Source organism: Bradyrhizobium sp. UFLA05-89, assembly GCF_059803475.1.
Map to the genome: position 1 here is coordinate 39,689 of NZ_JBANBA010000059.1, position 16,678 is coordinate 56,366.

At 63.5% G+C, this 16,678-nt stretch carries 17 protein-coding genes; 9 read left to right on the plus strand and 8 right to left on the minus strand.

What is annotated here, in order from left to right:
- Positions 1-23: 23 nt before the first annotated feature.
- Positions 24-605: a hypothetical protein gene (locus SO139_RS26815; protein ID WP_498540944.1), complete on the minus strand. Its 582-nt coding sequence runs from the start codon at positions 603-605 to the stop codon at positions 24-26.
- A 59-nt stretch (positions 606-664) separates the two neighbouring features.
- Entirely contained in the window at positions 665-1,117 is a 453-nt protein-coding gene (locus SO139_RS26820; protein WP_498540945.1) for a GcrA family cell cycle regulator, read from the minus strand.
- 227 nt (positions 1,118-1,344) lie between these two features.
- Between SO139_RS26820 and SO139_RS26825 the strand changes: the two genes are divergently transcribed.
- Entirely contained in the window at positions 1,345-1,956 is a 612-nt protein-coding gene (locus tag SO139_RS26825; protein WP_449382065.1) for a S24 family peptidase, read from the plus strand.
- A 117-nt stretch (positions 1,957-2,073) separates the two neighbouring features.
- Positions 2,074-2,349, plus strand: a complete 276-nt coding sequence (locus SO139_RS26830; protein ID WP_449382064.1) for a hypothetical protein — start codon at positions 2,074-2,076, stop codon at positions 2,347-2,349.
- A 40-nt stretch (positions 2,350-2,389) separates the two neighbouring features.
- Here SO139_RS26830 and SO139_RS26835 read toward each other — a convergent pair whose 3' ends face one another.
- A complete protein-coding gene (locus tag SO139_RS26835) occupies positions 2,390-3,364 on the minus strand; it encodes a quinone oxidoreductase family protein (protein WP_449382063.1) in 975 nt (324 codons plus the stop codon).
- A 227-nt stretch (positions 3,365-3,591) separates the two neighbouring features.
- Between SO139_RS26835 and SO139_RS26840 the strand changes: the two genes are divergently transcribed.
- The 3 genes from SO139_RS26840 to SO139_RS26850 all read left to right on the plus strand — a co-directional run bounded on the left by SO139_RS26840 (position 3,592) and on the right by SO139_RS26850 (position 6,267).
- Entirely contained in the window at positions 3,592-3,792 is a 201-nt protein-coding gene (locus SO139_RS26840) for a hypothetical protein (RefSeq protein WP_449382062.1), read from the plus strand.
- 145 nt (positions 3,793-3,937) lie between these two features.
- The gene (locus SO139_RS26845) at positions 3,938-4,885 is read left to right on the plus strand and encodes an AAA family ATPase (RefSeq protein WP_498540946.1); all 948 of its coding nucleotides are present in this window, start codon (positions 3,938-3,940) and stop codon (positions 4,883-4,885) included.
- A 5-nt stretch (positions 4,886-4,890) separates the two neighbouring features.
- A complete protein-coding gene (locus SO139_RS26850; protein WP_498540947.1) occupies positions 4,891-6,267 on the plus strand; it encodes a vWA domain-containing protein in 1,377 nt (458 codons plus the stop codon).
- 15 nt (positions 6,268-6,282) lie between these two features.
- Here the strand turns inward: SO139_RS26850 and SO139_RS26855 are convergent, their stop codons facing one another.
- Positions 6,283-6,471: a hypothetical protein gene (locus SO139_RS26855; protein ID WP_449382059.1), complete on the minus strand. Its 189-nt coding sequence runs from the start codon at positions 6,469-6,471 to the stop codon at positions 6,283-6,285.
- Positions 6,472-6,819: 348 nt separating this feature from the next.
- Here SO139_RS26855 and SO139_RS26860 point away from each other — a divergent pair, with 348 nt between their 5' ends.
- A complete protein-coding gene (locus SO139_RS26860) occupies positions 6,820-7,038 on the plus strand; it encodes a hypothetical protein (RefSeq protein ID WP_449382058.1) in 219 nt (72 codons plus the stop codon).
- An 8-nt stretch (positions 7,039-7,046) separates the two neighbouring features.
- Here SO139_RS26860 and SO139_RS26865 read toward each other — a convergent pair whose 3' ends face one another.
- The 4 genes from SO139_RS26865 to SO139_RS26880 form a co-directional block, all read right to left on the minus strand.
- The gene (locus SO139_RS26865) at positions 7,047-8,438 is read right to left on the minus strand and encodes an NCS2 family permease (RefSeq protein WP_449382057.1); all 1,392 of its coding nucleotides are present in this window, start codon (positions 8,436-8,438) and stop codon (positions 7,047-7,049) included.
- 13 nt (positions 8,439-8,451) lie between these two features.
- Complete coding sequence (locus SO139_RS26870; RefSeq protein ID WP_449382056.1) at positions 8,452-10,317, minus strand: adenine deaminase; 1,866 nt, start codon at positions 10,315-10,317, stop codon at positions 8,452-8,454.
- A gap of 13 nt (positions 10,318-10,330) precedes the next feature.
- Positions 10,331-10,993 carry a TetR/AcrR family transcriptional regulator gene (locus SO139_RS26875; RefSeq protein ID WP_498540948.1) on the minus strand — a complete coding sequence of 221 codons (663 nt, stop codon included), beginning with the start codon at positions 10,991-10,993 and terminating at the stop codon, positions 10,331-10,333.
- A gap of 136 nt (positions 10,994-11,129) precedes the next feature.
- On the minus strand, positions 11,130-12,206 hold the full coding sequence (locus SO139_RS26880; RefSeq protein WP_449382054.1) for a lactonase family protein: 1,077 nt from the start codon (positions 12,204-12,206) through the stop codon (positions 11,130-11,132).
- Between the two features lie 288 nt (positions 12,207-12,494).
- Between SO139_RS26880 and SO139_RS26885 the strand changes: the two genes are divergently transcribed.
- The 3 genes from SO139_RS26885 to acnA form a co-directional block, all read left to right on the plus strand.
- Entirely contained in the window at positions 12,495-13,379 is an 885-nt protein-coding gene (locus tag SO139_RS26885; RefSeq protein ID WP_498540949.1) for a GntR family transcriptional regulator, read from the plus strand.
- Positions 13,380-13,499: 120 nt separating this feature from the next.
- Positions 13,500-14,819 (plus strand): MFS transporter, encoded by a 1,320-nt coding sequence (locus tag SO139_RS26890; protein ID WP_449382052.1) that lies wholly within the window; start codon positions 13,500-13,502, stop codon positions 14,817-14,819.
- A gap of 21 nt (positions 14,820-14,840) precedes the next feature.
- Positions 14,841-16,678 (plus strand): aconitate hydratase AcnA (gene acnA, locus SO139_RS26895; protein WP_498540950.1); only part of this gene is annotated, 1,838 nt, incomplete at its 3' end.

Genomic DNA, 16,678 nt, shown 5'->3' on the forward strand with positions numbered 1-16,678 from the left:
TAACCTGAAGCGCGACGACGATCTCATCGCGCTTTGGAGCTGGGCGGGCTCGTCGCGCCGCCGTCGGTTGCAAAGCCGTAGACCTGTGCCAACCGATCCAGGCACTCCTGCAACCTTTTGGAGAAATAGTCGTTCCAGCGCTGGCTGCGTACCGCGCGGCGTTCGCCGACCTGCTCCATCGTCAGTCCGAGCACGAGGACATCGTGCACGAGCGCAGCGCCGTCCGTGCCGAGCTCGCGTTCGACCCGGTTCAGCCGCAGCACCGCCTTGCGCTGGCTCTCGGTGACGGGCTCCCGGCCGAGGGTGCCGTCGACATATTCCCGGCTGGGGTCGACCGCCTGCGGACCCCGCTCCGCCTTCTCCCAGTCGTTCTGGAACGCACGGCCGCCGCGATACTGCGCTTCGTCGATCTGGTGATGGGCGTGGAGCCGGCCCAGCGGATCGTTGCGAATTGAGCGCAACGCGATGATTTTCTCGCCGGGATCAAGGCCCAAGGGATCGTCGACCTCGATTTCCGCCACTTCGGCGTGGAGCGCCAAGTCGCGTGACCTGCGGTCGTAGATCCCTCCGAGGCTAAAGGTTTTGCTGCGTTTGGCACGTGCCACTTGGATACTCCTTGACACAAAACGATGGAAATCGGATTCCCAGCACGGGGCGGCCAGGTTCAGGCAGCCGCGACGAGCCGCAGGACGACCGGGCCGGTCGTTCGCGCCGTCTCGGGACCGGAGGTCAGGTGAAAATGCGGCGTGCAATAACTGGAGCCCGGGCGCCGGGGATGACCGCAGAAGGCGATCGACTCCCCGTCCTTGTCCCCGTCATACGGATAGCGGCAGTCGCCGGGTTCGAGCGCGAGCAGCGAGACCAGCCGCGGCCGTATCCCGACGCAGCGCAGCTTGACCGGTTCGGCCGGCACCAGGGGCGGCTTGGACGTCTCGCCTCTCCCCGCAGGGGTCGGCCAGCACTGCAGTCCATTCGGCAGATGCGGCGCGATCGGCGGAGCCTGCATCTGCTTGGGCGCGGCAAGCCCCATCCGCTTGGCCCGCCCGATCACCGCGTTGCGGCTGTAATTCGTTCCAAATCTTGCGTTAATCTCCTTCCCGATCTCCGCGAAAGACATTCCCTTGAGAAAATAGTCGCGCAGCCCGTCGGAATGCTCCGACGCCCAGTTGCCCGGTGTCTTGCCCTGTGATGCGCCTCATCTGGTCCGAACGACACTCCGGAGGCGAGCCACACATTCCGATATTCCGAAGAACAAAGTCAAGCCAGAATTCTGATATTCGTAATAGATAATTCCGAATTTCGGGTTAAGATAGTCACGAAAGCTCGACAAGCGAGGAAATCACCATGATGGACGCGACAATGATCGAACGGGGCCTGAAGCGGTCAGGCAAGAGCAAGGGCGGGCTGGCCCAGGCCATGGGCGTCCGCCCCGGCGCTGTCTCCGAAATCCTCGGCGGCGAGCGCCTGGTCAAGGCCTCGGAAATCCTGCCGATCATGGAATACCTTGAGCTCAATCTCTCGCCGATCATGGGCCGGGTCGGCGCCGGCGCCGTCATCGAGCCGGAGTATGAGCAGGTCCCGCCGGAAGGACTTGGCGACATCGTGCTGCCCTTCCCGATCATGGAGGAGACCGTGGCGTTCGAGGTCATGGGCGATTCGATGCTGCCCAAGTACGAGAACGGCGACGTGATCGTGGTCTACAAGGAGCAGCGCTTCCCGCTATCGAGCTTCTATGGCGAGGAGGCCGTGGTCCGGCTGAAAACGGGGGAGCGCTATTTGAAAACCATCGAACGCGGCAAGACCCCCTCCGTCGTCAATCTCGCCAGCTTCAACGTCAAGCCGATCGTCGGCGTGAAGCTGGAGTGGGTCGGCGAGATCTGCCTCACGATGCCCAAGGGCCAGCTCGAGCGTCTGCGCGCCAAGTCCGCCCGCGCGCGCAAGGGCAAGAGCAAGTAACACGTGGCCTGCCGGAGACCGCAAAGCCTCGATTTCCGATTTTTGGAAATCGAGGCTTGACTATGTTCTTATTTTCAGAAATACTGCAGGTGGCCTCGAGGCGGGCAAGGATTTTTGATGCAGTATTTCGTCGTGATGATCGATTATGGTCGCCGCGGCCGCGAAGCGGTTGTCGATCCCGAAGTCACCCGGCGCGAGGTCGTTTCGCGCGTCGCCTCCGGTGAATACGGAAACATCTGCTTCATCCACGAAATCAGCGGGTCCGCGGTCGAGGACGTGACCGAGGACATCCTCACGCAGGCCGCGCCGCCTGAGATTGCGCCTGGCGAGGTCGACCTCCAGGTGACCCGCTTCGATCACGCCCGGGACCTGCGCAAGCACGAACGGTCGTGATGCAGGCCGCGAGCGGCCCGCATCACCATCTGACCCGGTATCACACCAGCAGCACGGTCGATCCCGTGGTCTTGCGGGCCGCGAGATCGGCATGCGCCTTCGCCGCGTCCTTTAGCGGATAGGTCTGGTGGACTTCGATCTTCACCGCACCGGACTTCACGACGTCGAACAGCTCGCCTGCCATCGCCACCAGGTTCTCGCGCTTCGCCGCGTAAGTGAAGAGCGTCGGACGGGTAACGAAGAGCGAGCCCTTCTGTGCGAGCAGACCGAGATTGAGCGGCTCGACCGCGCCGGAGGATTGGCCGAACAGTGCGACGACACCGAGCGGCGCCAGGCAGTCCAGTGACTTCAGGAAAGTATCCTTGCCGACGGAATCATAGACGACCGGAACCCTCTTGCCGCCGGTGATCTCGTCGACGCGCTTCACGAAATCCTCACGTGTATAGATGATGACGTGGTCGCAGCCATGAGCTTTCGCGAGCTTGGCCTTCTCGTCGTTGCTCACCGTGCCGATCACTGTTGCGCCGAGATGCTTCGCCCACTGGCTCAGGATCAAGCCGACCCCGCCCGCTGCCGCATGCAGCAGGATGGTGTCGCCCGCCTTCACGCGATAGGTCTGCCGGATCAGGTACTGCGTCGTGAGCCCTTTCAGCATCATCGCCGCCGCGGTCTTGTCGTCGACGCCATCGGGCAGCTTCAACAACCGGTCGGCCGGGATCAGCCGCGCCTCGGAATAGGCGCCGAGCGGCGAGGCGCCGTAGGCAACGCGATCACCCGGCTTCAAATCCGTCACACCGGGTCCGACCTCCTCGACCACGCCGGCCGCCTCGCTGCCGAGCCCGCTCGGCAGTTGCGCGGGATAGAGACCCGAGCGGTTATAGATGTCGACGAAATTGAGACCGACCGCGGTGTGACGGATGCGCGCCTCGCCCGGACCGGGTTTGCCGACCTCAACCTGCTCCCAAACCAGGACTTCCGGACCTCCGGTTCTGTGAAAACGAATGGCATGGGTCATGGGTGTTTGCTCCCTTATTGTTGGAGTGCTCGTCGGAAGAAAGCTGATCGGTCTCTGAAATAGGCATTTAGTCCGCCCGTTACAGTACAGAGACGTTACAAGAATGTCACAGCGGTGGACAAATGCCGGCCGTTCCGCCTCTGTTCGAAAGAGTTGATGACGGCGCTTACGCCGCCGGCAGTAGATTCTGCGCGGGGTTTGATGGTCGCCTGCGAAGGAGAGCCGAGATGCCAGCCTATGTACAGCATCATCAGGACATCGAGATCGCGCCTGTGATTTGCCCGTGCTGCATGGGGTTCCTGCCAATGTATGTGCGGGAGGTTGAGCCGCATTGGAGCCTTGCCAAGATCGACTTCGTCTACGAATGCGCCGATTGCGGCGGCGAACTGCGGCAGACCATTCAAAAACCTGAGCTGCTGCGTCACTGATAAAGACGCCGAGCCCTGCGCTCGGGTATTTGCGCTGAGCGGAAAAATGCCGTCAGTGCAACGTGTTCCCCGATAATCGAGGCTTGTCCTTTGTCCGGAAGGGGGGCAGAACAAGCCTCAAGTAGACTATCGGGAGCGCCCATTCGTGGCTGATCAGAAGCCCTCGACCTCGATCGAGGCAGTGGAGAGCGGCCTCGCCGCGCAAGGCTATATCGCGAGCCGGCAGATCGCGACCGCAGTCTATCTGTCGCAACAGATCGAGAAGCCGATCCTGGTCGAGGGTCCCGCCGGCGTCGGCAAGACCGAGCTTGCCAAGGCGATCGCCGCCTGGCGCGGCATGAAGATGATCCGCCTGCAATGCTACGAAGGCCTCGACGAGGCCAAGGCACTCTATGAGTGGAAATACGCCAAGCAGCTTCTCTACACCCAGATCCTGAAGGACAAGCTCGGCGAAGTCCTCGGCGGAGCGCAGACTCTGCACGCCGCGCTCGACCAGTTGCATGATTTCGGCGACGTGTTCTTCTCCAAGGAATTCGTCGAACCGCGCCCGCTGCTCCAGGCTCTCGAGCAGCCCGGCGGCTGCGTGCTGCTGATCGACGAAATCGACAAGTCCGACGCCGAGTTTGAATCGCTGCTGCTGGAGATCCTGTCCGATTTCCAGGTCACCATTCCCGAGCTCGGCACCGTTTCGGCGATCACGCCGCCGACGGTGATCCTCACCTCCAACAGCGAGCGCGATCTCGGCGACGCCTTGAAGCGGCGCTGCCTGCATCTGCACATCGGCTTCCCCGAGCAGCGGCTGGAGGAGCGCATCGTCGAGAGCCGCGTGCCCGGCATCTCGCAGACGCTGCGCCGGCAGATGGTCGGCTTCATCCACGAGATCCGCACGCTGGACCTGAAAAAGCTGCCCTCGGTCAGCGAGACTATCGACTGGGCGCGCGTGCTGGTGCTGTTGCAGGCCGGCGAGCTCGATACAGAGACCGTCAGGGACACGCTCAACGTGCTCCTGAAATACGAGGCCGACATCGAGGCGGCGGCGCCCCACGTCACGACGTTCATTGCCAAGGCGGCGCGGTCGAACGTCTTCGGTTGATACCGATGCGGGAGAACCTCCATCGCTTCTTTCGTGCGGCACGTGGTGCCGGCGTCCACGTCTCGCCCGCCGAAAGCATCGACGCCATGCGCGCGGTCGCGCAGGTCGGCTTTTCCGACCGCAACATCTTGCGCGACGCGCTGCTGCTGACGCTGGCAAAGTCGCAGGACGAGAAGCTTGCGCTCGGCGACTGCTTTGATCTGTTTTTTAGCCAACCGGAGCCGCGCCAGGAGCAACCCGAGACCAACGACAACGATACGCCTCCGGAGGGCAGTCAGCCGCCCTCCCCCGACGCGGCCAATGACGCGGGAGGCGGTCAACCTACCGAAGGCCTGGGCTCGCTGGCGCAAATGCTCTTGTCGCAGGACCGCAACGCGATCGCCGCCGCGATCGCCGGCGCCGCCAGCGCGGCGTCGCTGTCCAACATCCGCTACTCCACCCAGCGCGGGATCTTTTCCAGCCGCATCCTCGACGCGATGGGCCTTCAGCGGCTGCGCGACGATCTCGACGAACTGACCGCGACCAATCCGTCGCTTGCCGAGCGTCTGCGCGCGGCGCTCGATGGCTTGCGCGAAGCCGTCCGCGATACGGTCTCGCAGGGGCTCGCGCTCTATGCGCGCGAGGAGGCCGAAAACCTGCGCAACGACATCCTGCGCAATGCGCCGCTGGCCCGAATCGAGCCGCGCCAAGTCGAGGAGATGCGCGCGCTGATCCGCAAGATCGCGCGCCGCCTGCGCGAGCGCTACTCCAAGCCGCGCAAGCGCCAGCGGCGCGGCCATCTCGACGTCCGCCGCACGCTGCGCCGCAACGCCGCCTGGGGCAGCGTGCCGTTCCTTACGGCCTGGAAGCGCAAGCACCGCGATCGGCCGAAGATCGTGGCATTGTGCGACGTCTCAGGTTCGGTTGCCCGCGTCTCCGATTTCTTCCTGCTGCTGATCCACTCGCTGCACGAGGTGGTCGACGACGTCCGCTCCTTCGCCTTTTCCTCGCATCTGATCGAGGTCAGTGACATTCTGGAATCGAACTCGCCCGAGGCGGCAATGGCCGAGATCATGTCCAAAGTGGGTTTCGGCTCATCCGACTATGGCTCGTCGCTCGACGACTTCGAGCATGAGTTCATGAGCACGCTAACGCCGCAGACCACTGTCATCGTGCTGGGCGACGCCCGCAGCAACAATCTCGATCCGCGCGCCGACATCCTGCGGCGCATCTCGGAGCGGTCGAAGCGGCTGGTCTGGCTCAATCCGGAGGGCCGCATGGTCTGGGGCTTTGGTGATTCCGAGATGCCGCGCTACGCGACATTTTGCAGCGTGGTGCGACAATGCGCTACCGCGCAACAGCTCGAGCGCGCCGTGTCCGATATCGTGGCGAGCTATCAGTAAACCGGTGATAATCCGCTAGCTGGCGAGTGCGTGCAAATCCCCGTGAGCCAGATTGCACTCGCGAAAGTGATAAGCGATCTCGTCGAGCGCGCGCTGCTCCCACTCTTCGGCCTGTGCGAGCCAGAAAACCCGGCGTCTCGAATCCAGCGCCGCACGTTCCCGGCAAAAGGATTCCTGACTGCGAATTTCCACCAGCCTGTTCATGCACTCCACTCCTGCTGCGTGAAGCCATTCCCCAGGAATCACCGTAACAGAGTCTTGAACGGCTTGTCTCATTTTCCTGTGCACATCGCAACGCGAAATGGGACAGCTCTTATTCCCGTGCACTGCGGTAGTTGGCGATGCAGCATCAACTATCGATCATCAAGAGGTGATCGAAGATCGGGACGATACTCGCGTGCTCGCGATCTTAACTATTGTGGCGCAATAACCTGCGGCAATTTGTGAAGGGATGTTCTAAACAGCCAATCGAATTCCCGACTCAATGTCGTCGCATGGTTTTCATGCTGCACCGCTAATCGGTGCACGAACGGTCAGGTATTTCGAGGCAACATGAACGACGATTTCGACTTCAATCTTTCTCCGGACCAGTGGGAAATGCTGAAAGCATTGCGCTGCCCGGCGCTCCATCGTTTTTCGAAGGCCCATGCGGTCGAAGACCTCGTCAAACTCGGCCTCGTCGCGATCAGCGACGGCGTGCCCGTCATGACTTCATCCGGCCGCAAGGTGCTGGTGCGCGGATCGTGCCGGCTGCTGGATCTGGCGGCGTAGCCCTGTCTTCAGAATATCTGCGCGGTCACGATCGCGTAGGCGATGAACACGACACCCAGCCCCCAGACCATTGCGGGAATCTGCCCGCGGCGCCCCATGGTCACCTCCAGCGCAATGTAGCTCAGCGTCCCCAGCGCCATGCCGTTGATGAGGTTGTTGGTCAGCACGGTCACCAGCAGGGTGAGCACAATTGGCACCGCATTGACGAGATCGGTCATGTCGATGCGCGCGAGACCCTGCATCATCAAGACGCCGACGAGCACCAACGCGGGCGCTGTGGCTTGCGGCGGGATGATGACGAAGATCGGCCAGAAGAACAACGCGAGGAAGAAGAACCCCGCAACAGTCAGCGAGGTCAGGCCGGTGCGCCCGCCGGCCTGCACGCCCGTGATGGACTCGATGTAGGCCGTGACAACGGAGGTACCGAGCAGCGGGCCGACGATGGATGCCGTCGCGTCGGTTGCAAACGCCGCAGTAGCATTCGGGATCGAACCGTCTGCCCTGCGTAGATTGGCAGCACCCGTGACGCCGATCAGCGTGCCCAGCGTCGAGAAGAATTCGGCGCACAGGAAGTAGAACAGCAGCGGCAGCGCCACGACGAAATGGCTGAAGAGATAGCCGACGTCGAGCGCCATGAAGGTGCTGGTCGGCCAGCGCGGCCACGACATGATCGCTGATGGCACCGACGTCACCATCTTGCCGTTCCCACCTGGAACGAAAAAGCCGATCAGGGTCAGCACCGCGATCGACAGGATCAGCGCCGCGGGCACCCGGCGCGCCACCAGCACCGGCGTCAGCAGGAGACCGAACAGCGTCAGCAGCACGGGCGGGCTGCGCAGCGATCCCATCGCGATGTAGGTCGAGGGGTTCTGCACAACGAAGCCAGCGCCGCGTAGTGCGATAAAGACGATGAGCGTGCCGACGGCAGCCTGGATGCCGATCTTCAGCGCTTCCGGCACATCCTTCGCAACCTTCTCGCGCAGCTTCGACAGGCTGAGGATCAAGAACAGCACGCCCGTGAAGGCGACCATGGCAAGCGCGCCCTGCCACGGCATGCCCATCTGCTTGACGATGACATAGGTGAAGATGACATTCGAGCCCATCGCCGGCGCAACGGCGAGCGGCAGGTTGGCCCAAAGGCCCATCAGCACCGAGCCGAAGATCGCGGCGAGTGCCGTGGCGCTGACGAGATCGGCGCGGTCCATTCCGGCGTTTGACATGATTGCCGGATTCACCGCGACGATATAGGCCATCGCCGCGAAGGTGGTCGCGCCGGCCATCACCTCGCGGCCGACGCTGGTGCCGCGCTCGGTGAGGCCAAAGATGCGATCGAGCGGGCCCACGGCGGCGCGCGGCGCCGGTTCTGCGGAAGCGGCTTGCGGTGGCGTCATCTCGTTCATCCCCGTCACTCCCCTACCAAACTACCGGGTGCGCTTCACCGGTCTGCACATTGATGAACCCGAGCGGCGCCTGCTCACACGGCGCTACCAGCACCCAGCTCCAGGGCGCGCAGGTCAGCGTTGCGAACATCAGTCGTTCAGGGAATCCTGGATACCAGCGCGGCCGGAAGGTCGGCTCATACATCCAGTCGACCTTGCGGCCCTCGGCGTAGAGCGCCTGCATCTCGGCATCGAGCGCCTGTGCCGAGCGGCAGCTCATCAGCCCACCGACCTCGAAGCGCACGGTCGCAACGAGCTCGCCCTCGCGCACCAGTGCCCATCCGCCCTGAAGCTCGATCAGCGCGTTCACCGCCTTGGCCATCGCTGCGTCAGACGAGCCGACCACCCAGATGTTATGCTTGTCATGCGCGACCGAGCAGGCCAGCGCCGTCTCCGGCGTCCGAGGTCCGCAGCCGCGCCAGAACATCTTTGCAACCCGTCCCTCGCCAGAGAAACGGTCGACGATGGCGAACTTGGTGATGGCCTCGCTTTCGTCGCGCTGCACGGCGCCGTCCCGCACTGGCAATTCGAGCGTGTAGAACTCGGGATGCCAGTGGAAGGGGCGGATCACGGCCGCCTTCATCGTGGTGCGGCCTGGGTCGGCCGGCAGCGCGAAATCTTCCGGCTTGATCGTGCGCTTGATATTGATCGTCCTGGTCGCCCATTTCGGCCATTCGATCCTGGGGACATCACCGAGGTAGCGCTTGCCATTGGAGACCTGCACGCCATCGGCCCACACCTCAGCGATGGTGAGCTTGGATACGTCCGAGAGCAACACGACATCGCCGAAGCGCCCCGGGGCGAGGCTGCCGACGAACGGCGTGAGGCGCATGTGCCGCGCCGGGTTGATGGTGAGACATTGGATTGCGATCTCCGGTGGGAGGCCGGCTTCGATCGCGACCCGCGCGTTGTGATCGCTGGCGCCCAGCTCGAGCGTGTGGCTGGCGCTGCGGTCATCGGTAGTGAACGCGATCTGCGACCAATCCTGCAAGCCCTTGGCAAGCAGCCATTTGACGATCTCGTCCATCGCGTAGACACGCAGCTCGACGAACAGGCCGCGCGTGAGCTTGTCCCAGGTCTCTTCCGGCGTCTGCACCTCGTGATCGGAGGCGAGCCCCGCCGCGGCAAAGGCATTGATGGAGGGCAGATCGCGCAGGCCCGAGGCATGGCCTTCGACGACGCCGCGCGCCGCGAACGTTGCCTCGATCATACCCCAGAGCCTCTTGTAGGAAGGGTTGTCAGGGTTCCACACCGCCGGCCAGTCCATGACTTCGTCAAGCCCGGTGACCATCAGGCTCTCGCCCATGAAGCGCGCTTGCTCCTCGCGCCCATACCAGCCGCCACCCCATTCGTAAGCCGTCGGTGGCACGGCCGAACCGGGCTGCGGAAAGATTTTGAGCGGCGAGCCGCGGCGGCGTGCCTCGAACCAGAATTCGAGATTCTTCGCGCCGTTGACGTTGGAGAATTCGTGGCTCGCCTCGCAGGTCCAGGTATTGCCATGCGGCAGCACCAACGCGGCCTCCCATTCCGGCGTCAGATGCGAACTTTCGATATGCTTGTGCACCTCGCCGAAGCCGGGCACGGCGGCGAGATCAGGCCGGTGCACCCGCTCGCGGACCTCGCCTGGATAGCTTCCCGCCGGCCCCACCCACGCGATGCGCCGTCCCCTAAAGACGATCTCCTGATCCTCGCTCCAGGTACGGCTATGGACGTCGAGCAATCTTCCGACCCGCAGACTGCGATCAGCCGGGCGACGGCCGAGCGCCGTCAGCACGAGGTCCTGGCGAATGCGGACCTCGTCGGGCGCGTTGATCAGGAGATCGTCGGGTATCGCATTCATGGCATGCCTCGTTCTACGCCGGCTCTTTCGCGGCCGTGGTTCGCTTTCGCGGCGATTTGCCGGCTTTGCCGTTGCGCGCCGCGGCGGCATCGCGCTGACGGACATCTTTCAAAAGAGTCGTGAGCGCCCACTCGATCGCATCGGCGACATCAGTGCTGGACATGCCGAAGTCTTCGCGCATCGCGTTCCAGGCCAGCACGTTGTTGAGATAGGACGCGAGCGCCTCTGCCTGGCGGACCTCCTTCGCAGGAAGATGCCGCACCAGCGGCGCCATTGCCTTGCGATGCTGCTCGATCAGGTGGCGCCGGAAGCCCGCGCGCACTCGGCGACCTGCCCGCGTCATCGCAATGGCCCGCGCCAGATGCGGATGACGATCGAAGCGCTTGCAGAGCTTGCGGAAAATATCGGGCAGCTCATCAGGCGAGGCGAAGGGAATGTAACTGAAGACGTTGTTCTCGATCCACTCTCCGGCAGCCGCAAAGAGCTCCGCGCGGGTCTTGAAGTGGCGATAGATGGTCCGCTCGGCAACTTTGGCGCGCTTGGCCACCGCTGCCATCGAGATGTCGTCGGCCGCCTCGTCCTCTAAAGTCTCGACAAAGGCTGCCACGATGCGCTGCCGCGTCATCTCGGCGTATTCGTCGCGAAGGTTCGATTCGCGTCGTTTGGCTGTATTCATGTCATAAGTCTGACATTTGGCGATTTGGCAGGCAAGCCGAGATTTGCGGCAAGCCGCGCCGCAGCAATGGGCGCCGTTCTACTACAGCCGCCCAGTGCTCAAGCCTTCTCACCAACCCGAGCGCACGCCTGGCGCATCAAAGTGTCTTGAAGAGGATGCAAACCGGGCTGCCGATGTGAACCACCTGGTCGGTCGCAATGAGGCGGCCGCTAGTGGTATCGCGCTTGAAAAGCTTGACCGTGTCGGTGTCCTCATTCGCCGCGAACAGCAAAGTGTCCGACGACGCCAGCGCGAAGAATCGCGGTGTCTTGCCGCCGCTCGGCGTCCAGCCGACGGACGAGAGGCGGCCGGTCACCTGATCGATTGCAAACGTCGCGATGCTGTCATCCCCGCGATTGGAGGCGTAGACGAAGCGTCCATCGGACGATACCGCGATCTCGGCCGCGCGGCTGTTGCCTGTGTAGGCATCGGGCACCGCGGAGGCGATCTGGAACGGGTTGAGCGCACCGGTTGCGGGATCGAAGCGGTAGGCCGTGACGGTCGAGTCAAGCTCGTTGACGACGTAGGCGAGCCGTCCTTGGGGGTGAAACGCGACGTGGCGCGGGCCGGCACCTTCACGCGCCTGCACGGGCTTGCCGGCCAGCACGAGCTTTGCCCTCTCGGCATCGATCCTGTAGGTGAAGACGAGGTCGAGGCCCTTGTCCGGCACCACGATGAACGCGCCTGACGGATCGAACTCGACCTGATGCGGCTTGGCGAAGGGCTGCTCGACGCGATGCGGGCCGATCTTGCCCTCCAGCTTGACGAGATCGATGACAGCACCGAGCGAACCGTCGTCCTGCCGTGGCAGCAGCGCCAGCGTGGACGTGATGTGGTTGGCCACCACCACGAAGCGGTTGGTGGGATCTATCGCGAGATGGACGGGGTTCTTTCCTTCCGTGCTCTGCCGGTTGATCACGGCAAGCCTGCCGCTCGCAGGATCGATCGCCATCGCCGTGATGTCGCTGAGATCGCCATGCACCGTGTAGAGGAAGCGTCGCGTGCGATCGAAGGCGAGAAACGACGGATTGACGAGATCGCCGAGGAGCTGGACATGGCGCCAGGCACCGGTCGCGTTGTCCATTGCATAGACGTTGAGGCCGTCGCCGCGGGCGTTGCGTTCCTTGGTGGTGCGCGCACCGACATAAACGAATGAGCGAGAGCCTTCGAGCATGTTGTCCTCCGGATGGGACTGTGTCTGAGATAACGCGGATGCACCGGGCCATGCAGCGGTCACCGCACCGGCGGCGACGAGGCTCGCGAACAAGCGCCGCGACAGCGGGGCGCCGTCAGCGCGGAGCGGAGCAGGGACAGAATTCTTGGACGTCACGTTTTCCCATATTGTTTTTTATTTTTTAAAACACAATTCTTTATGAGACGCAAGAACTGCTCTGGCGTCCCGCTTGTGCAGTCCGCGCAGGTAAGCGACATCTTCTTGAGAGAGGATCAACCGAGTCGCCCCATGCCACGCCCCAATCTCGCGACCCAGATGACCGCGCGGATCCTCGACTACATCCGCGCCAACGGCTTGCAGGCCGAACAGCATCTGCCGAGCCAGACGCTGGCGGATGCACTGCGGGTGTCGCGCGCGCCGATCAACGCAGCACTGCAAATCCTCGAAGACATGAAGGTGGTCCGGTCCGAGCCCAATCGCGGCTTCTTCCTGGTCAAAAGTGCCGCCGAGCTTCCCGACCTGCCGGATGTGGAGGACGCCGAGCCGGAACGCGAAGACGAGTGGTACTTCGCCATCGCCGAGGACCGGCTGGCGGGAAAGCTTCCGGACAAAGTCAGCGAGAACGAGCTGATGCGCCGCTATGGTCTCTCCCGCACGCGCCTCCTGAAAATCCTTACCAAGATCGCCGATGAAGGCTGGATCGAGCGCCTGCCCGGTAATGGCTGGGCGTTCGGCCTGCTCCTCACCTCGCGCGAGAGCTATCAGCAGGGCTATCAACTGCGCGTCGCGCTGGAGCCACAGGCCCTGCTGCTGCCGAGCTTCGAGATCGATCGCGCGGCGTTTGCGGCCGCACGCGAGCAGCAGCAATGGCTGCTCGACGGCGGTTACAAGCGCGCCTCGCGTTCGGAGATCTTTGCCGCCAACGCCGAGTTCCACGAGATGCTGGTCGGTTGCGCGGGCAATCCGTTCTTTCTCGATGCGGTGAAGCGCGTGAACCGGCTGCGCCGGCTGGTGGAATACCGCATCACGGTGGACCGCAGCCGCCTTCCCATCCAGTGCCGTGAGCACATCAACATCCTGACATTGCTCGAAAAAGGCCTGCGTCAGGAGGCGTCGGACTTCCTTCGTGTGCACATCGAGGGCGCCGGCCTGATTAAGGTCCCGAAGGTCTGACTTCGACCGTATTGCATTTTATATTATAAAATGCATACATGTCCGCAAGGCGCCCGCCTGCGGGGAAGGTTGTGGCGTTGCCGACAAGCCCCCGACGAAACGCAGCAAGGAACGCCATCAATGTCCGCCGCCACAGCGACCATCGAGCAATCCACCATGCGCAAGGTGTCCTGGCGCATCGTGCCCTATTGCTTCGGCCTCTACGTCATCTCCTATCTCGACCGCGCCAATATCGGTTATGCGGCGCTTCAGATGAACAAGGAGCTCGCGCTGTCGAGCGAGGCCTTCGGCTTTGCCGCCGGCATCTTCTTCATCGGCTATTTCCTGTTCGAGGTGCCGAGCAACATCGCGCTCAACAAATACGGCGCGCGGATCTGGATCTCGCGCATCCTCATCAGCTGGGGCATCGTCGCGACCGCGAGCGCCTTCGTGCAGAGCGCGATGCAGCTCTACACCCTGCGCTTCCTGCTCGGCGTCGCCGAGGCCGGTTTCTTTCCTGGCATCATCATCTATCTGACCTACTGGTTCCGCGCCAAGGAGCAGGCGACCACGATCGCGCTGTTCACCGCGGCGATTCCGGTGTCCTATCTGATCGGCGCACCCCTAAGCACCTGGATCATGGACCACGTCGGAGGCTTCGGCCTCAGCGGCTGGCGCTGGATGCTGCTGCTCGAAGGCGGCCCCGCCATCGTCGCCGGCATCGTCAACTACTTCATCATGACCGATCGCCCCGAGCAGGCCAAATGGCTCACGCCGCAGGAACGCGACTGGCTCACCGAGGAGCTGCGCAAGGACCAAGCCGGCCGCCGTAATGTTCAGCACCTCGGCATCGTCGCCGCGATCACCAACCCAAAAGTACTATTCCTGTCGGTGATCTATTTCATCTACCAGGTCGGCAATCTCGGCATCGGTCTCTGGATGCCGCAGATCATCAAGGGCCTCTCGTCGTCGCTGACGAATTTCGAGATCGGCCTCGTCGCCATGCTGCCCTATGCCTTTGCGACGATCGTGATGGTGCTGTGGTCGCGCAACTCCGACCGCACCGGCGAGCGGCAAAAGCATTCGGCCATTCCGTTGTTGTGGGGCGCCGTCGCGCTGGCGCTCACCGGGCTCGTCGCACAACCCGCCGTCGCGATGACGCTGATCTCGCTGTCGCTTGCCGGCATCTACGCCTTCAAGTCGCCGTTCTGGTCGCTGCCCGGCCTGTTCCTGACGCGCTCGACCGCAGCCGTGTCGATCGCGGCGATCAACTCCATCGGCAATCTCGGCGGCTTCGCCGGACCCTATGCGATCGGCACCATCAAGGACGCCACCGGCAGTACCTATGGCGGGCTCCTGTTCCTCAGCGGATTATTGTTCGTGTCGTTCCTGATGACCTGGTTCGCCCGAATGGAGAACACGGACGAAGCGCAGACGCAGGCTGCCGAGCAACACGCCTGATCGCATAGGCAGGATCGAGAGATGACTGATTTCGGAACGCTTCGCTGCGGATCGCAGGCCTATCGCATCGCCGACATCGCGGCCGTGGCAGGTGAGGACCTCCCTCGCCTGCCCGTGATCCACCGCATCCTGCTTGAAAACGTGCTGCGCATCGGCGGTACGGATCAAGATGCGTCAGTTGCCGCCATTCTCGATTGGCTCGCCGATGGACGCAGCGAGAGCGAGATCGCGTTCCAGCCCTCGCGCGTTCTCATGCACGACACGACCTGCGGTCCGGCGCTGGTCGACATTGCGGGGCTGCGCGCCTCGCTGGCGGAGGCAGGTGGCGATCCAAAGCGCCTCAATCCGGTCCTCCCGATCGACGTTTCGACCGACCACTCGCTCGGCGTCGATGTGTTCGCACGGCCGGATGCGATGGCGCGGAACATGGCGCAAGAGCTCACGCGCAACGGCGAGCGCTACCGCTTCATGAAATGGGCCAGCCAGGCGCTCGACGGCGTGCGCGTGCATCCGCCTGGCACCGGAATCATGCACACGCTGAACCTGGAGCGGCTCGCCAGCGTCGTGACGACGCTGCACCGCGACGGCGCAACGTGGGCCGCGCCCGATACGCTGATCGGCACGGACAGCCACACGCCCATGATCAACGGGATCGGCGTGCTCGCCTGGGGCGTCGGTGGGTTGGAAGCCGAAAGCGTGATGTTCGGCATGCCCGTGACGATGCGTGTGCCTGATGTCGTCGGCGTCCGCCTGACCGGGCGGCTGCGCGAAGGCGTGCTCGCGACCGACCTTGCACTAACCGTCACCGAGCGCCTGCGACAGATCGACCTTGCGGACCGGTTCGTCGAGTTCTTTGGGCCAGGTGTCTCCGCGCTCTCCGCCGGCGATCGGGCTGTCGTCGCCAACATGACGCCGGAGTTCGGCGCCAATTCCGGCTACTTCCCGATCGACGCCCGGACGCTCGACTATCTCGAACAGACCGGACGGTCGCGCGAGCAGGTCACGCTGGTGGAAACCTATGCGCGGCGCCAAAAACTCTGGTTCGATCCCGAAGCCTCGCCGCGCTACACCGAGACGATCAGCATCGATCTCGACGAGATCGAGGTCAGCCTCGCCGGCCCTCGCCGCCCGCAGGACCGTATCGCAGCCGGCAAGACCGCCGCGGCGCTGTCGCTAGCACGTTCCGCTGCAACCACCGACGTGGAGCGGGCCGATCCGCCGGTCAATGGCGCGATCGCGATCGCCGCGATCACGAGCTGCACCAACACCTCGGACCCAAGGCTCCTGATCGCCGCCGGTCTGCTCGCGCGCAAGGCGCGGCGGCTCGGGCTCATGCCTCCCGCCTGGGTGAAGACCTCGCTCGCGCCGGGATCGCCGACCGCGGAGCGCTATTTGCGACGCTCAGGCCTGCTCGACGATCTCGAGGCGCTCGGCTTCGGCATCGTCGGCTATGGCTGCACGACCTGCATCGGCAACTCAGGGCCGCTGGCACCACGCATGACACGCGCGATGGAGGAGAAGCAAATGGCGCCGGTCGCCGTGCTGTCGGGCAACCGCAATTTCCCCGGCCGTGTGCATTCGCAGATCGAGCTCGGATTTCTTGCATCGCCAGCGCTGGTCGTAGCTTTTGCTCTGGCCGGCGACGTCGCGCGCGACATCCTGCATGATCCCATCATGCGCGATGCGGCTGGCACCGAAGTGCGCCTTGCGGATCTCTGGCCGACTGGCCGCGAGATCGATACAGCACTGGCGTTGGCGCGAAAGTCGAGCGATTACAGCCTCGCCTATGACGCCGCGGAAGCAAGCGCCGATTGGAAGGCATTCGAGGCGCCTTTCACGGCGCTGTTTCCATGGGGTGA